Raw genomic sequence first — 15910 nt, 5'->3', positions numbered from 1 at the left:
ATGACTCAAATCTTGCAGACACCGTTCGGATTCGCCTCGACCTCGGCCGAGGTCCTGGTCGGCGTGCACCTGTCCGGCACCCGCGCCCTGGTCACCGGCGCCTCCTCGGGGGTCGGTATCAAGACCGCTCGCGTCCTGGCCGGCGCCGGAGCCGCCGTCGTGCTCGGCGTGCGCGACATCGACGCGGGCAAGGAGATCGCCGCCCGGATCTCGGAGTCGACCGGCAACCGGGACGTCGGCGTCGGCCGTCTCGACCTTGCCGATCTCGGCTCTCCGAGAACACGCACGGCTGAGATACGTAGCCGTATTCTGCTCCCCGATCCTCGCCGTGGACGTGGAAGCTCGCATGCCCGAGCTGGCCCATGAGTTCGGCCAGGTCGGTGGTGCTGGTGAGGCTGTCGTAGCCGGCCTCGGCCGGAGGCTTGTCGCTGTGACCGAACCCGCGCAGATCGGGGGCGATGACCGTGAAATGCTCGGTCAGCAGCGGGATCAGCTTGTACCAGTAGAAATGGTTCTTCGGCGTCCCGTGCAGCAGAAGCAGCGGTTCGCCTTGCCCGGCGGTCACGTAGTGCATGCGGATGCCGTTGACGTGCGCCCGGCCGTGCGTGACCGGATCTCCCCGATGATCGTAGATCTCAGCCATCGATCGCTCCTTGTGCGAATTCTGTGCAGATCATCGCCTAAACGGCTAGGGCATCCCGGCAGGCTGGTTGGTGTGCTGCGCCCCTAATGCGGCCCACGCCGGAATCAGCTCAGCCACCCGTCCATTTTGATCACTCTCTGTGATCAAAATGCTTCGAATCATACGATTGAGGTCGTGGAAGGGGGCTGAGACCCGCCGAGAGTCGGTTCTCTTCGAGCTGATGCACCTGGGGCGCCACACTGGCGACCCCGCGTAATCAGCTGTCGTGTATTCGATGCCGTGCTGCCTGCCATCGTTACCGAACGTAGTCGTCGACGAAGGATACGACGGTTGCGGGCTGGCCGGTCATCTAGCGTCGGGGCGGCGCTTCTTCCCTTCCGGAGTGAAGGTGAAAGTGTCCCTGAACGGTCCCGTCCCGCAGCGAACCGCGAGGAGGACGGGCTCGCTGTAGACCGGCGGCCAGGTCGACTCGGCATCGGGGGCGGTTCCGTTCCAGAGATGGAAGAAGAGCATCGGTTCCTCTACCTGCTCGGTCAGGTAGCCGAGCGTCTTCCCATAGAGGGGGTTGCTGCCGCCGAAGAGCACGGAAGGCGCACCGAAGGTCTCAAGCACCTCGCTGAGCACGCGGTCTTGGGCAACCCAGATGCTTAGTTCCTGGCGCATGGACTCGTACTCGTCGGCCGTCAGCACTCTGTCTGCTTCCAGCCACCCGCGAGCACGGACGAATTCCGCATAGACCGAGGCCACGCCGTATTCATAAGCATCGGGCACCAACAAAGCTCTGAACGCTCCGGTCACACCGATTGAGGTGAAGGCCCCCCGAGACTCCATCGCCTGCTGCTCCTTGGCCCACGCCTCGTCTTGGCGCTCCGTGTAGACCAGGTGATCGAGGAGCAGCTGTAGAGCTATTTCCCCACCGAACATCCCAGGACGGCGAAGTGCCATGTTGAGCTGGCCAACGAGGTAGTCGCGAATCTCAGTGGAGGAGCGTGGCCCGGAGGATGCTGTCATAACATCATCTTCGCCTTTCGCGGACCCCGTGAAGGTCACTGGGCGTGGTCGTCACCTGGTGCGTAGCGGCTCCAGGGGCTGCCGGCGTCGGCGGCGAGTCGGGCGGTCTGCTGGTCGGTGTAGCCGAGCATCCGTGCGACCACGGGGGCGGGCGCCTGGAGGACGAGGTGCCGAAGTGCGGAAGTCCGGCCGTTGAGCGCGGCGATCTGGTGATCGCGTAGCCGGCTCTCGATCGCATCCGTCGTCATGGGCTGGCCACCACGTCGGCCGGGGAAGAGCCAGCGGGAATTCTGGTTGGTGGCGGTGGTCAGGTTGAGCCGCTGGCCGGTGTGCCTTAACAGCAGCGCGGCGAAGGGTTCCGGGACGGGGGTTGGAGGATCGCCGAAGCAGAGCCTGACCTGGTCATCGTCGTGGAGGACGTCGTCGATCGTCAGCCGCAGGATCCGGGTCAGGGGCTGGGCATAAAGCAATACCATCGTGGCCGCGACGCGGGTGAGCAGAGGGATCTCCTCGTCGGTGAGAAGTCTGCGCAGGGTGGTCAGGCGGTGTTGCTGGCTGATGGGTGCGGGGTTGGTGGTGTTCTGGTGCGGGAGCACGAGCTTGGGCAGGAGCCTGTCGCGGATCGCCCATCGCAGGAAGGCGTGGGTGAGGCGGCGGGCGGTGTAGGCGCCGGCATACCAGGCGTCGATCTCGGCCTGTCGGCAGGTCGTGAGGTCGCGTTCTCGCTGATGGAGCCAGCTCAGGAATGCGATGGCTTGGCGGACCTCGCCTCGGGCCTGCTGGGTCTGTTGCTCGGTGAGCGGCCCGCGTTCGGCGAACCGCCGGAGCCGATGGAGCACGTGCCAAGTAGCGAACCGGCTGACGGGCTGCCGGTGCTCGGGTTCGGTGACGTCGGCGAGTGTCTCGCTGAGCCAGCGCTCGAACAGCATCAGGTGCCTGTCGCAGGGTGACAGAACGCTGTGCAGCATCAGCAGGTCGCGCAGGTAGGCGACCGATCGCCACGGAGCCATCGCGTTCAGCGTCTCATGAGTGATCGGCGTGTCCGGGTGGGCCAGCGCGGCCAGCATCCGGTGGACGTGGGGGTGGCTGATCCAGTTCACGCCTGCCCGTGGGTTGCTCATTGTGCGAAAGCCCTCGAAGAAGGGCATCAGCTCAGGCCGGATGCCGCCGGTTCCGTCGTCGAGGGCAGTTCGAAGGTCGGCGGCCAGCGCGCAGTGGCCGCAGAGTCCGCGCCGATATCGGCGGCCTTCCCTCCCGCAGTCTTCGCAGATCAGCGGCGGTCTGTTCATGCTTCGGGACGAAGACGGGCGCGTTTGGGCCGCCGCGCGTTGAGGTTGACGGGGCCGTCGTCGCCGGCGGTCTTGCGAATCGCCATGTTCTCGGCCTTGGTGGCGATCAGTTCGGCCGGGGTGCAGGTGAAGATGTCGCAGAGCGCGGCGAGCACCGGCAGAGACAGGCGTTCGGGAACACCGGTGGCCAGGCGGTGGACTTGGGAGACCGACAGGTTGATGCCGCGCTCGACCAGGAGCGGGACCAGGTCGCTGATGGTGAACATGCCGTGAGCGGCCATGACTTCTCGTAGCCGCCACTGGTAGCTGACCTGGCGTTTCATCGTGTCCTCCGGGGTGGTTCAAGGGCGGCGGCCAGGGTCTCGTCCAGGGCCCGGCGCAGGGTGCGGGTGCGGAAGTCCGAAGACACGCAGGTGTAGAGGGACGTCGTGCTGGCGTGCTCGTGTCCGCATTGGAACTGGACGAACATCGGGTCACGGCCCGCCTCGATGAGGTGCGTGACGTAGGACCTTCTCAACCCGTGAAAGTCCAGGCCCGCATCGAGGCCAAGGGCGTCGCGGTAGGCGGCGAACCGGGAGTTGATGCGCTGCAACCCGATCCTGGCGCCGCGCTCGGACGGCCAGAGCGCCGACATGCCGGGGACCGCCAGCAGCGGCCGAAACTCGGTGACCCACTCGTCCATGATCTCGGCGGTCCAGGTCCAGACCGTCACCACGCTGCGCCGTTTGGGTGGCGACCCCTTCTTGGCCTTGCCATAGCGGACGTGGATCAGGCCATAGTCGCCGGGGCCTTCACCCCGAGGTGTGGACATCTTGAGTGCCAGATCATAGAGATCTGGAGACCAAGGAGTTCCTCGTGGCCATGAAGGCCTACTCAGTTGAGTTCAAGACAGACGCCGTCGCGTTGTATCTGTCGGACCCGTCGCGGACGTACGCGTCGGTGGCCAAGGACCTGGGCGTCAACCGTGAGACGTTGCGCCTGTGGGTGCACCAGGCGCGGTCTGCCGGCACTGCTCCGAAGACGGGCTCGGTGAAGAGGCCGCCGACGGGATTGGTAACCTCCGGCAACGTGCTGGAAGAGGAGAACAAGCAGTTGCGGGCCCGGATCCGGGAACTGGAGCTGGAGCGCGAGATTTTGCGGCGGGCGGCCAAGTATTTCGCCGGGGAGACGAACTGGTGAGTCGCTTCCAGTTCGTTGCCGATCACCGTGACGCCTTCGGGGTGAAGCGACTGTGCCGAGTGCTGGAGGTCTCCCGGTCGGGGTTCTATCGGTGGGTGGCCGCCACACCGGCGAGGGCGGTGCGGACGGCGGCCGACGCTGCGCTCGCGGCGGAGATCAGGCAGATCCACGCCGACTTCGATGGCACCTACGGCAGCCCGCGGGTGACTGCCGAGCTGCGCGATGCGGGCCGGCGGGTCAATCACAAGCGGGTGGCGCGGATCATGCGGGTCTTCGGCATCGTCGGGCTGCATCTGCGTAAGAGGGTCCGCACCACGGTGCCCGAGCCCTCCCATCAGAAGATGCCCGACCTGATCAAGCGGGACTTCACCGCGGCCGCGCCGAACCAGCGGTACGTGGGCGACATCACCTATCTGCCCGTCGGTGAGGGACAGTTCTTGTATCTCGCGACGGTGCTGGACCTGCATTCACGTCGCCTGGCTGGTTGGTCGATCGCCGATCACATGCGCACCGAGCTGGTGACCGACGCGCTGCGGGCAGCCGCCGCCACGCGGGGTGGTGACCTGGCCGGGGCGGTCTTTCACTCCGATCACGGGGCGCAATACACCTCCGCCGACTTCGCCGCCGTGTGCAAGGAGTTCGGTGTTCGCCAGTCGATGGGCGCCGTCGGGACAAGCGCGGACAACGCTGCCGCCGAGGCGTTCAACGCCACTCTCAAACGCGAGACGCTGCAGGGCGCCAAACGCTGGTCCTCGGCCCGCCAGGCTCGCCTGGAGGTCTTCAAGTGGATCACTCGCTACAACACCCGAAGGAGGCACTCCAGCCTGAACTACCTCAGCCCGATCACCTACGAGCAGCGGTCCGATAGGGTCCTGCTCGCCGCATGACAGCTGGTGTCCACATTTTGGGGCCAAGGCCCCCGAACTCGGGTCCGTGCGGATTGCGGCCAAGGTCGCAAACATCCAGCATCCGGGTCTCGTTGCGTCGCAGGCCGTAGCTGTAGGCGATCTTGAACCGGCAACCAGCCCTTGCGTCCCCGCTCTCGCGCCTTGGTCACCTGATCGTCTGCGTAGTCGAAGAAGTCCTGCAGCTCATCAATGGTGAAGGCTCGCTTTTCGGGCTGGGCCTCGCTCTCCTGGACGTGCGCCGCGGTGTTCCACTCGTGCACCACCTGGATCGGATGGGTGCCGAATCGCTGCTCACATACCGCCGACCAGTCGTAGGCCGGGTCGATCACGTATCGGCAGAACGAGCGCAGCGCGTCTTGGTAGGACCGCAGCGTCGAGTGCGCGCAGCCCCGCACCGCCCGCAGATCCCCGAACCACTCATCACCACTCATCGGCGTACTGCGGCGTCCACTGCCAGGGGAACGCCTCGGCGTGCTCGCCGAAGGCCCGCAGGCGACCTTCTCGCTTCTCGATCGTGGACAGCGCCAGGTTCCTGGCCAGCTGCTGGTTGCGCCAGCCGTCCAGCATCGCCTCGAACACCTGCTCCTCGGGCCGAAGCAGCGCAACTCCACCGACCAGATGCAGCCCTGCGGCTCCTGGCGCAAGCCCATCCACGTTCATGGAGGCCTCCTTTGACGACTCTCCGTCAATCGCATCTGACGCGAAATTTTCGCATCTAATGCAAAGCGCCGGTCGTCATTCCAGGTCAGAGGACCATTTCGGCATACGGGCCTTTGCTGCAGCTCAGAGCCTGATAGCCTCGCCAGCCGCACGTATCTCTCGTGATAGCTCCAGCTCACGGCACCCCCTCTCAATCAGGCGATTCAAGGGGCACAAACAGTCGCCAATTCGCATCCACTGCGATACGCGGCGGTCCCGGAATACGGCAGAAACAGGCCACGAGGTTGATCATTGGTCGTTGGAATCCCGAGGTTCGCGCTTGTTGGTGGCGGTTTCCGAGGGTTTGGGTGGCATCGATCGACCGGACGGCGTATCCGAGGTTCACGCGGGCGGTGTCGGCGAGGGAACTGGCGGAGGTGTTCGCTCCGTTGCAGGCGCCCTCCTCCCGAACGTGTCCCCAGCCGCCAACTAGCGGCGCGGTCCTACTCTCGGAAGTTTCGTCTCTCAGCCGTGCGTGTTCTCGGAAGTCGTGGCCGTCTCCGCTGCCAAGAAAACAATCTTCTCTGAAGTCCGGTGACCTGCGCAGATCGGCTTACCTTGGGGCTGGGGCCCCGTTCGGGAGGAGGGCGCCGGGATGGGCGGTCAGGCCCCCCGTGGCCGATCCCGGTGACGAACGGGGGCAGGTAGACGCCGTCCTTGCCGGCCTGTCGAGGACCGCCGGTTCGCTCACCAGGCGGTCGGGATGGAAGTTGAGCGTCACACGCAAGCCGGGATCAACCGGGCCGTGGCTGAGGGCGCGTGCGTGTGCCGTACCCACGCGGTCAATCCGGCCGAGCGATCAGCCCGCACTCCACCGCGACAGCCGGCCCCGCGCATTGATAGGATACGACTGTATCCTTTCAGAGGAGATGAGGTCACCATGCGCGCACCCGACCGGCCGTCGGCCTTCACCAGCGACTCCGCCCGTGACAAGTACTTCGCCGTCTATGACCGAGTGCTCGGCGAGCTGTGGCCGGTGCCGGTGGACGCCATCGACGTGGAAACCCGCGCCGGTAGTGTGCGGATCCACCGGGCCGGGCCCGCCGAGGGAGATCCGGTGCTCCTTCTGGCCGGTGCCGGCGGGAACGCGCTGGCCTGGTACCGCTACATCGAGCCGCTGGCGCGCACGCGCCCGGTCTTCGCCGTCGACCCGCTCGGCGAGCCCGGCCGCTCGGTTCAGAGGCGGCCGCTCGCGACCGGTGCGGAGGTCGGCGGCTGGGTCACCGACGTACTGGCCGCGGTTGGCGCCGAGCGCGCGCACGTGGCGGGTTTCTCCGCCGGCGGCTGGGCCGCGGTGGAACAGCAACTCGGCGGGGGCGGCCGGGTCGCGGCGCTGACGCTGGTGGACCCGGGCGGCTTCGCGCCGTTGCCCAGGCGGTTCATCCGCTGGGCCCTTGCCGGTGCCATCGCCTCCATGCTTCCTCGTGCGTTGCGACACCGCATGGCCGGCGTCGTGGACAACGGGGTGCTGCGCGAGGATGAGCTGGTGGAGCTGATGCGGGTCGGCTGGTCCTTCCGCCGGCGGGTGCCCATCCCGCCCGCCTATACCGACGAGCAGATACGCGAGGTGTCCGTGCCCGTGCAGGTGCTGCTGGGCGCCCGCAGCGCACTGCTCGACGCGCGGGCGCTGGCCGCGCGGCTGGCCGACATCGTGCCGTCCTGGCGGGTGGAGATCGTGCCCGGCACCGGACATTCGCTGCCCGTCGAGGCTCCGGACCTGGTCGCCGAACGGATTCTCACCTTTCCCGGCCAGGCGCGGCCCGGGAGCACACCTCCGAAGCACGGCACGAACAACAGGTAGGAAACGGGCATGCCCCGACAGGTGGATCATGATGAGCGGCGGCGCCAGTTGACCGAGGCGCTGCTGCGCATCGCCGGCACCCGCGGCCTGCAGGCGGTGTCGATGCGTGAGATCGCCGCCGAGGCCGGGGTCTCACTGCGCGTCGTCCAGTACTACTTCACGAACAAGCAGGCCCTGCTTGAGTCCGGCCTCACCGAGCTGGGTGCCCGTATGGACCGCCGGGTAAAGCAGCGGGCCGCCACCATGGGAGAGCTGACACCACGAGGCGTTTTCGCCGCCGTCCTCGGCACGATCCTGCCCTTCGACGAGCAGAGCACACTGGACTCCATGGCCTGGACCGCCTACTACACCGCCGCCCTCACCGACCCGGCGCTCGCCGCGGTCGGGCTCACCCTGCCCAACGCACTGGAAAACTTCCTCACCGTACGGTTGACCGCCGCGCAGCAGGCCGGGGACATCGCCCCCGATCGTGACCCGCGTACCGAAGTCGCCAGCCTTCTGGCTCTCGCCAACGGCCTGACCTCCAGCGTCCTCAGTCAACAGCGTAGCCACGAAGCCGCCGCCAAAATCATCGACTACCACCTAGACCGCCTGTTCGGACCGGCGATCTCTTGATCCACGGTACCTCCCGCGTGGTCGCCCCGGCGGCCGGGCGCGGCGAGCCGGGCGTCCGCCCCCTCGGCGGGCCGGTGCGAACTCCGTGTCACTTCTCTCGCCCCGCTGTTGCCTCCGCGGCGGCCCGTTCGCCGGATTCGCCCCGGCCGCCGACGCTCAAATGATCGGGGGGCGGCCGGCTCGGGTCAGTCGTAGCACGGTGGTCCAGGACATCGGCCGGCGCTGTCCGTGTCCGCCTTTGAGGCCTTCCCGCAGACCGGCGAACCAGACGGCGAGGTTCGCGCGGGAGCGGATCCGGGTGATGCTGAGCAGCGTCCAGGTCGCCAGATAGACAGGGATCAGGGGGGCGGGCAGGCGGCGGTAGGCGAGCCAGACGCGATTGCGGGCGACAAGGCGGTAGAAGGTGGTGTGCCGGGCGGGGTCGGTGGCGGGGTGGTGGATGACGATGTCGGGCGCGTACCAGCCGGTGCGCCCGAGGTCCCACAGCCTCCAGCTCAGGTCGATGCCCTCGTGGAAGAGGAAGAACCGGCCGGGCCAGCCGCCGGCCCGCTCGTAGTCGGCGCGGCGGATGAGGACCACGCCCTCGGCCATGACGGTGATGGTGCCGGGCCGGGTGACGTCGCCGGCGCGCAGGCGCGGGACCCAGCGGCGCAGGGTGACGCCGGTGTCGGGATCGGCGATGCGGGGCTGGATGTAGGCGGCTTCGGGGTGGCGGCGAGCTTCGGCGACGAGCCGGGCGAGAACGTCAGGGGCGGGCAGGACGGCGTCGTTGTCGAAGAAGAACACGAACTCGCCGCAGCCCGATCCGGCCAGGGCGTCGGCGCCGACGTTGCGCCCCTGGGGGATGCCCTCGTTGACGGGCAGGGCAACGGCGCGCACGCCGGCGGGCACCTGGTCGGGCTCGACCCCGTTACCCACGATGATCACACGCGACTCGACGTCCTGCTGGGCGAGCAGGGAGGCCATCGCCTGCGGGAACGCGAGGGGCCGATCGTTCATGGTGAGGACCACCACATCAACGGTGGCCTTCGGGTCGGTCATCACGTCTCCCGGATGAGGTGAAGCGCTCGGCGCGTCGAGGCGGTGCCGGCTGCCGGGGGACAGGCGAGGCGGTCTTGTTGGCTTCTGGTCGTCCTGCTGTCATGTGTTCGTCACCGTGCTGTGGCCCACCCTAGCGCCGGAACAACCGCATCGGCCCCAAAGCCGCTCCTCGCGGTCCCGTCCTGAACGCTCCCGCGAGCGAGGCGGCGCGGAGCGCAGGAGCGTTCGCGCCCGGAGACCTCAGGGGCGGGTGCGGTAGTGGTAGGTGTGCGAGCGCACGAAACCGACCCGGGCATACAGCCGACGGGCCGTTTTGTTGTCCTGTTCCACCTGAAGGTAGAGCCGCTCGGCCCCCTGCTCGGCCGCCCAGCGGGCACCGGCCCCCAGGAGGGCGGTGGCGACGCCCCGGCGCCGGTACTCGGGGCGGGTCGCCATGCTGAAGATCCCCGCCCAGCCCTCGTCGGCCACGAACAGGGCCATCCCCGCGACACGTCCGCCGTCGGAGACGGTCAGGAGAGCGGCGGGCTCGACGGTGTGGGGGAGAACGGTCCCGCCGACGGCCGCGCTGTCGAGATGGTCGTCCAGGTCGGCGAAGATCCGCGGCCACTCGCCGCGGTCGGTCACGGTTTCGACCGTGGCGGCCGGCGCGGTGGCGGCGATCACTTCCCCAGTGGAGGCGGTGAGCACCGAGGTCTCGCCCTCGATCCGGTAGCCACGGGCGGCCAGGAGCGCGTCCAGGTCACGGTGGTGTTCGGCGGGGCTCACCTGGACACGCAGGGGGGTTTCGCGCTCCCGGTAGAACTCCTCCACTCGATCGACGCCGGTCGCGCGGTGGAGCGGGGGCAGCGCGGAGTTCCAGCGCTTCCGTTTCACACCCGGCGTGTGGCGGAGCAGCCAGCCCTCGTGTTCTTCGAGGTTCGAGGCCGGCCAGACCCGGGCGGCGCGGCGCTCGACCTGCCGGGCCTTGGAGACACGGCAGAGTCCCACCAGTTCGGGGACCAGCGTGGCGAGCAGGTCGTGGTCTTGCCTGCGGGCGGGTTCGTACTCGGTGACGCCCAGCCCGACGATCTCGAACCGCTCGGCGAGGGCCGCGACCTGCTCGACGAGCTCCTGGGGGAGCGTGCCCCCGGGCTCCGGTGCGCCGACGGAGCCGAAGACGTCCGGGTCGAGGACGTCGAGGTCGATGTGGATGTACAGGGCCGCCGTCTTCTCGCCGGGTGCGGACCGGCCGGCGATCCCCGTCGCCCGGGCGAAGTCCGACTCCGCGGCGTCGAGGGCCCGGACCCCGGCCAGGACGACCTGTTCCGGCCGGAGCACCTGATCGGGCACCAGCTCCGGCGGGCCGTCGCCGAGCAGCGTGCGCAGCACCATGCCGTGGAAGGCGCCCGAGGGGGACGAGTCGGGCGTGTTGAGATCGGCGTGCGCGTCGAACCAGATCACCGTCAGCCGCTCGCCGTACCGGCGCAACGCCGCCGCGATCGGTTCGAGTTCCACGCCGCAGTCGCCGCCGACGGTGACCACGAGCCCGTCCCGCACGCGGTCCAGCGCGGTACGCGTCCGCTCGGCGGTCTCCTTGAGCGTCCCCGCGACCTGTATCCGGACGCGTTCGGCCTCGGGGATCATGTCGCCCAGCAGGGCGGCTCCTTCGGCGAGCCGTACGGCGGTGGCCGAGCCCGACCCCTGCCACTGCGGCACCTCGACGACCGTCACCTCGGACAACTCCTACCCCCCTTGATCGAGGTCATAGTATGACGTGGTCCGATCGCCCTGGTCCACAGCCTGCGGCGGCCCCGGTCCTCGGCTCGCGGATCGCGGCGCTCCTCCCGGTCGCGCGGCACCTGCGGAAAGGCGCCGGCCGTCGCCCCTGCTCTCGCGCGGTGCCCCGCGGGGACCCCTATGGCCGCGAGCGCCGGCCGCGACCGCAGAGACATCTCATCGTCGAGCACGACAACACGTTCGGGGTCATCATGCGGGTGACCGGCCCGGGAGTCGTGCGCGTCGGCGACACGGCCACGATCGGCTGAGGTCGCGCCGAGACCGTACTCGGTCGTCGCGCTGTCACTCCTCGATGCCGGTGTCGGCGGGAGAACGACGATCTCCCGCGACGGCGTCCGCCGGCACCGCCCGATCCAGGTCGCGGAGCGTCTCCTGCCGCAGGCGCAGCGCCGCCGCGGTGACGTTCTCCTCCAGGTGGGTCCGCACGCGGGTGCCGGGGATGGCGATGACGTCGTCGCCGCGCGACAGAACCCATGCGAGGGCGACCTGTCCCGGCGACGCCCCCATCGCGGTGGCGATCGTCTCGACCTTCTCCAGCAGCGTGAGGTTGCTGTCGAGCGATCCGTCCTGGAACCGCGGGAAGGCGTGCCGCAGGTCCGTCTCCGGGATCTGGCCGGCCGACCGGACGGTCCCGGTGAGGAACCCGCGGCCGAGCGGTGCGTAGGCGACGAAGCCGATGCCCAGCTCCCGGACCGTCGCGAGCACGCCGTTCGTCTCCACCTGCCGGCTGAACAGCGAGTATTCCGTCTCGACCGCGGACAGCGGCGCGCTCGCATGGGCGCGGCGGATGGTGTCCGCCGCCGCTTCGCAGATGCCGAGATGGCGGATCTTTCCGGCTGTGACCAACTCACCCAGGGCGCCAAAGGTTTCTTCCACGGGCACCTGGGGATCGATCCTGTGCTGGTAATAAAGATCGATCCGATCGGTGTTCAGATTACGCAGTGAACGCTCGACACTGAGGTGATCTCAGCAAGATCAATAAGGGCGGTTGCGATTCGATGCCTCTAAAATGACGTCGGCAGACATGAATCGGGATGGATCGCGATGCCCCTGAAACAGGCGTGGAGCTTTCGGTAGAAGAGGTCTCACCACAAGTCTTCTTCGATCCAGAAAGCCCCACGTGATCACCTATCGTGCCACGCTTGACGTCTCTCGGGAGCTGGTTTGCCACCTCTCCCTGCTGCTGTCGGCCGAGCGCCGCCGACTGGGCACCCGCTCGGGTTCTCGGGCTCTGACCTGTTTTGAGCAGGCGGTGATGGGGTTGCGCTGGTTTCGCGACCGCACCGACCGGGCTGCCCTCGGCCGCGACCACGGCGTCTCCCGCGCCACCGCCTACCGCTACATCGACGAGGTCATCGACGTCCTGGCCGACCAGGCGCCCGATCTGCACCACGCCCTGCGGCGCGCCACCGACGCCGGCCTCACCCACCTGATCTTGGACGGCACCGTCATCGCCACCGACCGCTGCGCCGAGAAGACCATCAGCGTCAAAGGTGAACCCATCGACCTGTGGTACTCCGGAAAGACCCGCCACCATGGCGGTAACATCCAGGCGCTGTCCGCGCCCTGCGGCCTGCCGCTGTGGGTGTCGGCCGTCGAGCCCGGATCGGTGCACGACCTGACCGCCGCCCGCACACACGTCCTGGGAGCGCTGTACAAAGCCGCCGCCGACGGCCTGCCCACCTTGGCCGACTCCGGCTACGACGGTGCCGGCATCGGCATTCTCACCCCGGTCAAACACCCCGCCGACGGCCGGCCCCTCGACCTCGACACCCGCACCCGCAACGCGCTCCTGCGCGCCCTACGCTGCCTGGGCGAACGCGGCTTCGCCCTGCTCACCCAACGCTGGCGCACCCTCCAGCGCATCACCGCCAGCCCCAGCAGAATCGGCGACGTCGTCAAAGCCGCACTCGTTCTCACTCATTTCGAACACGGCTACCTGAAATGAAAGTCGCTGAGATCACTTCACTGGACCGCACGTAATCCGGATGACCGTTCGGGCCCCCGATGACGTTTCCGGTGTCGTCCATTTCCGCCCCGCCGAACTTCGTCGCTATCACGGCCTCGTCGCGACGTCCCTTCAGTGCCCGGCCGAGTAGTTTCTCACCGGCAAAGGGACCGTACACATCGGCCGTGTCGAACATTTCGACGCCCAGCTCCAGAGCCCGTCGTATCGTGGCGATCGATTCGCTTTCGTCCGCGGCGCCGTATGCCCCCGTCATTCCCATGCATCCCAGCCCGACAATTGACGATGTCAGACCAAGATTTCCTACCTTGCGCTCTTCCATGTCATTACCCGTTTCATCGGCGGTCGTCCGTTCGGTGCAGAAACAGGAAAACAGCTTTCCGGACGTGAGGCCATGCGTTAAATGGCCTCACGATACCTAGGAATGCGAGTGCTACCATGGATTGATGATCATTTCGTCGGGGCGGCGGCGGTGACCGGGGCCAGGAACGCCGCGCTGGGGGCGTTCCTGCGCACACGGCGCGCTCAGGTCGAACCGCACGACGTCGGCCTGCCGGCCGCCGACCGGCGGCGGGTGCCGGGTCTGCGCAGGGAGGAAATCGCCCAGCTCGCCGGGGTGAGCCCCGACTACTACACGCGGCTTGAGCAGGGTCGTCAGCGGACCGCTTCGCGAGCCGTGCTCGACGGCGTGGCGGGGGCGTTGCGCCTGACGGCCGACGAACGGTCACATCTGTACACCCTTGCCGGGGTCGCCGACGCCGACGGGATCTCGCCGGGCGCACCCGCACGAAGGACCGTCGACCGCAAAGTGCAGCGTGTGCTCGATCTGCTGGACGACACTCCCGCCGTGCTGTTCGGCCCGTTCATCGACGTCATCACCGCGAACAGGGCGGCGTCATTCCTGTTCGCCGACTTCAATACCATGCCCGCGCGTGAACGCAACGGCCTCAGATGGATGCTCCTCTCGTCGGCGGCGCGCGAACTCTACGGCCGAAGCTGGGAGGACGCGGCCACCGAAATGATCGGCATGCTGAGAATCGACGCCGGCCGCATCCCGGATCATCCCCGCCTTGCCGAACTCGTCGCGGAGCTGAATGACGAAAGCGCGCTGTTCGATCGCGTGTGGCAGGAGCACCGGGTCTCCACCTGGCTACATGAAAGAAAGATCCTGCGACACCCGGGTTTCGGCGACATGGAATTCTTCAATGAACTGATCACACTGCACAGCGCTCCGGGTCAGACCCTTGTCGTGATGATCCCCGCAGACCCGGTCACCTTCCGGACGGCGCTGCGAGCCTGAACGCGCTCATCCCTGTAGGACGGCGGTCTCGCGCCGTACCGGAAGCCGCGCCGGAACACGCGGGTGGTTCGGGCGCCTGCTGTGCCGGTGGCGCGGGGGGTTGGGGAAGGTCGTCGAGGAAGCCGGCGGTGGGCACGAAGAACACGGTGCCGGTCGCGCGGCACCCGCGGAAGGCACCGGCCGTCGCCCCTGCTCTCGCGCGGGGCAGGGCGGTACCTTTCCGATCCGGACCGTAGGATCGAGCTATGTATCGGGGAACCGTCGACGGTCTCTATCGCTGGCCCGTGAAGTCGTTGCGCGGCGAACGCGTCCCCGCGGCTCTTCTCGATCATCGCGGGCTGGCCGGCGATCGGGCGTACGCGCTCATCGACGAGCGGCCCAACCACGCGGGCAGCCGGCTGACCGTACGGCAGTCGCCCGGCATGCTCGCCTGGGAGGCGTCCTACCCTGCCACCTGCGACGGGTCCCCCGAGCCTCCGGGCCCGCCGGTGCTGTACTCCGCCGGCGGCGCGGCGTGGGCGTGGGACGATCCCGAGTTGCCCGCCGCGCTCTCCGAGTCCTACGGCATCCCGTTGTCGATGCGCGCGGCCGACGGCCAGCAGGATCGCGGCCCGACCGTCCTGGTGACCTTCGAGGCGTCCCGGCGCGCCCTGGAGGCCGAGCTCGGCGCGGAGGTCGACCTGTTGCGATTCCGCCCGAACGTGCATCTGGATCTCGATGCGCCCGTGTTCGCGGAGGAGTCCTTCGGCGAGGGAACCGTGATCACGGTGGGCGAGGCCGTCCTGGAGGTGACGGGTGATCATTCGGGCCCGTGCATCCGGTGCGCGGTGCCCAGCTGGGACCCCCATGGCCGCGAGCGCTGGCCGCAACTGCAGAGACATCTCATCGTCGAGCACGACAACACGTTCGGGGTCATCATGCGGGTGACCGGCCCGGGAGTCGTGCGCGTCGGCGACACGGCCACGATCGGCTGAAAGTGGCGCCGCGCCCGTGCTCCGGGCCTGCCCGAGGCACCGTCCCGACCACCCTGGAGAAGCCGCCATGACCCTGCCTGAGCACATCACGACCTGGCGCGACGCCCGTTACGACGTGCCCGTCAGCCGGCAGCTGGAGCGCTACAACGAGCTGGCCGCCCAGAACGCGTCCGCCCGCGCCCGCGTCGAGCTGGTGGCCCGGGGGGCCTATGACCCCGCCCGGCACGGAACCGGGGACCGGCCCGCGCTCACCGTGGCCGAACACATCGAGCTGCTGGCGCTGGCGGAGTGCATCGCGCGCACCGTACGTCACCCCGCCAACATCCATCACGCGCTGCTGGCCGGGGCCACCTGGGCCGACATCGCCCTCGCCGTCGACTCCGACGAGTCCGCCGTACGGCGGGACTACCGGCAGTGGGCCGACGACCAGTACGACCTCCACCGGCACTATCCCAACCTCGGCATGACCGCCGACGAGCACGCCGCCGCGACCGCCAGAGCCGCCCAGAACACGACGGATGCCTGAGCGGCCGAACCTCCTGCCTCGGCCGCCTGGAGGCACACCGGTGACTCACGACGCCGGCGACCGCCGGGGATCCGGGCGAAGGGCGGCGAACACGGAGAGTCACTGACATCACGCAGTGTTACCTTGCGGCTCATCATGCGGGCCCAGGCAGCGCATCCCGGTGCATCCTGGTACGCGCCGCA

Annotated in this window: 18 protein-coding genes and 2 pseudogenes; 9 read left to right on the top strand and 11 right to left on the bottom strand. The window is 68.3% G+C overall.

Going from position 1 to position 15910, the window contains the following annotated elements:
* Positions 1-366 (top strand): SDR family NAD(P)-dependent oxidoreductase, encoded by a 366-nt coding sequence (locus tag J2853_RS12830; protein ID WP_307557631.1) that lies wholly within the window; start codon positions 1-3, stop codon positions 364-366.
* Here J2853_RS12830 and J2853_RS47825 read toward each other — a convergent pair.
* From J2853_RS47825 to J2853_RS12805, 5 genes and pseudogenes are all read right to left on the bottom strand, one after another.
* Positions 365-574 (bottom strand): annotated as a pseudogene (locus J2853_RS47825) (alpha/beta fold hydrolase); the annotation flags it as partial. The gene J2853_RS12830 and the pseudogene J2853_RS47825 overlap by 2 nt on opposite strands.
* A gap of 414 nt (positions 575-988) precedes the next feature.
* Positions 989-1654, bottom strand: coding sequence for a hypothetical protein (locus J2853_RS12820; RefSeq protein WP_307557627.1), 666 nt, complete (start codon positions 1652-1654; stop codon positions 989-991).
* A gap of 35 nt (positions 1655-1689) precedes the next feature.
* Positions 1690-2943, bottom strand: a complete 1254-nt coding sequence (locus J2853_RS12815) for a site-specific integrase (protein WP_307557625.1) — start codon at positions 2941-2943, stop codon at positions 1690-1692.
* Positions 2940-3266, bottom strand: a complete 327-nt coding sequence (locus J2853_RS12810; protein WP_307557623.1) for a helix-turn-helix domain-containing protein — start codon at positions 3264-3266, stop codon at positions 2940-2942. The genes J2853_RS12815 and J2853_RS12810 overlap by 4 nt, the downstream gene beginning before the upstream one ends.
* Positions 3263-3754 carry a tyrosine-type recombinase/integrase gene (locus J2853_RS12805; RefSeq protein WP_307557622.1) on the bottom strand — a complete coding sequence of 164 codons (492 nt, stop codon included), beginning with the start codon at positions 3752-3754 and terminating at the stop codon, positions 3263-3265. The genes J2853_RS12810 and J2853_RS12805 overlap by 4 nt, the downstream gene beginning before the upstream one ends.
* A gap of 44 nt (positions 3755-3798) precedes the next feature.
* Here J2853_RS12805 and J2853_RS12800 point away from each other — a divergent pair.
* A protein-coding gene (locus tag J2853_RS12800) for an IS3 family transposase (protein ID WP_307568558.1) occupies positions 3799-5009 on the top strand; the annotation gives its coding sequence in 2 pieces (ribosomal slippage) (positions 3799-4108 and positions 4108-5009; 1212 coding nt in all).
* Here the strand turns inward: J2853_RS12800 and J2853_RS12795 are convergent.
* Complete coding sequence (locus J2853_RS12795; RefSeq protein ID WP_307557620.1) at positions 4970-5461, bottom strand: site-specific integrase; 492 nt, start codon at positions 5459-5461, stop codon at positions 4970-4972. The two genes, J2853_RS12800 and J2853_RS12795, sit on opposite strands and share 40 nt — an antisense overlap.
* A complete protein-coding gene (locus J2853_RS12790) occupies positions 5451-5690 on the bottom strand; it encodes a hypothetical protein (protein WP_307557618.1) in 240 nt (79 codons plus the stop codon). Before J2853_RS12790 ends, J2853_RS12795 begins: the two co-directional genes overlap by 11 nt.
* A gap of 919 nt (positions 5691-6609) precedes the next feature.
* Here J2853_RS12790 and J2853_RS12785 point away from each other — a divergent pair.
* Together J2853_RS12785 and J2853_RS12780 are read left to right on the top strand one after the other, a co-directional pair.
* Positions 6610-7530: an alpha/beta fold hydrolase gene (locus J2853_RS12785; RefSeq protein ID WP_307557616.1), complete on the top strand. Its 921-nt coding sequence runs from the start codon at positions 6610-6612 to the stop codon at positions 7528-7530.
* Between the two features lie 9 nt (positions 7531-7539).
* Positions 7540-8145, top strand: a complete 606-nt coding sequence (locus tag J2853_RS12780) for a TetR/AcrR family transcriptional regulator (protein ID WP_307557614.1) — start codon at positions 7540-7542, stop codon at positions 8143-8145.
* 156 nt (positions 8146-8301) lie between these two features.
* On the opposite strand, the gene J2853_RS12775 is transcribed toward J2853_RS12780, so the two are convergent.
* Positions 8302-9186, bottom strand: coding sequence for a glycosyltransferase family 2 protein (locus J2853_RS12775; RefSeq protein WP_307557613.1), 885 nt, complete (start codon positions 9184-9186; stop codon positions 8302-8304).
* 240 nt (positions 9187-9426) lie between these two features.
* Positions 9427-10896, bottom strand: coding sequence for a GNAT family N-acetyltransferase (locus J2853_RS12770; RefSeq protein WP_307568664.1), 1470 nt, complete (start codon positions 10894-10896; stop codon positions 9427-9429).
* Positions 10897-11063: 167 nt separating this feature from the next.
* On the opposite strand from J2853_RS12770, the gene J2853_RS12765 reads away from it, so the two are divergent.
* Positions 11064-11210, top strand: coding sequence for a hypothetical protein (locus tag J2853_RS12765; protein WP_307557611.1), 147 nt, complete (start codon positions 11064-11066; stop codon positions 11208-11210).
* Between the two features lie 34 nt (positions 11211-11244).
* Here the strand turns inward: J2853_RS12765 and J2853_RS12760 are convergent.
* A pseudogene (locus J2853_RS12760) lies at positions 11245-11907 on the bottom strand (aldo/keto reductase); the annotation flags it as partial.
* A gap of 175 nt (positions 11908-12082) precedes the next feature.
* Here J2853_RS12760 and J2853_RS12755 point away from each other — a divergent pair.
* The gene (locus tag J2853_RS12755) at positions 12083-12910 is read left to right on the top strand and encodes a transposase family protein (RefSeq protein ID WP_307556486.1); all 828 of its coding nucleotides are present in this window, start codon (positions 12083-12085) and stop codon (positions 12908-12910) included.
* On the opposite strand, the gene J2853_RS12750 is transcribed toward J2853_RS12755, so the two are convergent.
* Positions 12879-13250 carry an aldo/keto reductase gene (locus J2853_RS12750; protein WP_307557609.1) on the bottom strand — a complete coding sequence of 124 codons (372 nt, stop codon included), beginning with the start codon at positions 13248-13250 and terminating at the stop codon, positions 12879-12881. The two genes, J2853_RS12755 and J2853_RS12750, sit on opposite strands and share 32 nt — an antisense overlap.
* Positions 13251-13331: 81 nt before the next feature.
* Here J2853_RS12750 and J2853_RS12745 point away from each other — a divergent pair, with 81 nt between their 5' ends.
* From J2853_RS12745 to J2853_RS12735, 3 genes are all read left to right on the top strand, one after another.
* The gene (locus J2853_RS12745; RefSeq protein WP_307557608.1) at positions 13332-14228 is read left to right on the top strand and encodes a helix-turn-helix transcriptional regulator; all 897 of its coding nucleotides are present in this window, start codon (positions 13332-13334) and stop codon (positions 14226-14228) included.
* 245 nt (positions 14229-14473) lie between these two features.
* Positions 14474-15202 carry an MOSC domain-containing protein gene (locus J2853_RS12740; protein ID WP_307557605.1) on the top strand — a complete coding sequence of 243 codons (729 nt, stop codon included), beginning with the start codon at positions 14474-14476 and terminating at the stop codon, positions 15200-15202.
* Between the two features lie 67 nt (positions 15203-15269).
* Positions 15270-15728, top strand: a complete 459-nt coding sequence (locus J2853_RS12735) for a hypothetical protein (protein ID WP_307557603.1) — start codon at positions 15270-15272, stop codon at positions 15726-15728.
* Positions 15729-15910 lie beyond the last annotated feature (182 nt).

The organism is Streptosporangium lutulentum (assembly GCF_030811455.1).
Taxonomy (GTDB): Bacteria; Actinomycetota; Actinomycetes; order Streptosporangiales; family Streptosporangiaceae; genus Streptosporangium; species Streptosporangium lutulentum.
The sequence above is the reverse complement of the archived record's forward strand: the minus strand, read 5'-3'. Positions and strand labels throughout refer to the sequence as shown.